Here is a 304-nt window from a genome sequence, read left to right as displayed (position 1 = left end):
CGTCATCAGCTCGCCGGTCAATGCGTCCAACGGAAAGATCAGTGGAGTGGAACTGGGCGCCATCTACTTCCCGAAAGGCTTGCCGAGCCCGCTGGATGGCCTGGGTTTCCAGGGCAGCGTGACCCGTCTGACCTCGTCGCAGAATGTGCCGACAGCCAACAACGCTGGCGAGATCGTCTCAGAGCTGGAGGCCCCCTTCTTTGGCGTGTCCAAGCTGTCATGGAACGCCACGCTGGCATATGAGAAGGGTCCGGTTGGCGCACGTCTGTCCTATGTCCGGCGCGCGGGCTTTCTGGCTGCCAAC

General features: G+C 62.2%; 1 pseudogene. It reads left to right on the top strand.

Annotation, left to right across the window (positions count from 1 at the left end):
- Positions 1 to 304: pseudogene (locus H5407_RS23945) on the top strand (TonB-dependent receptor); the annotation flags it as partial.

Origin of the sequence: Mitsuaria sp. WAJ17, from assembly GCF_014174515.1 — a bacterium.
GTDB lineage: Bacteria > Pseudomonadota > Gammaproteobacteria > Burkholderiales > Burkholderiaceae_C > Roseateles_B.
Note: the sequence above shows the minus strand (reverse complement) of the source record. Positions and strands in the feature narration are given on the sequence as shown.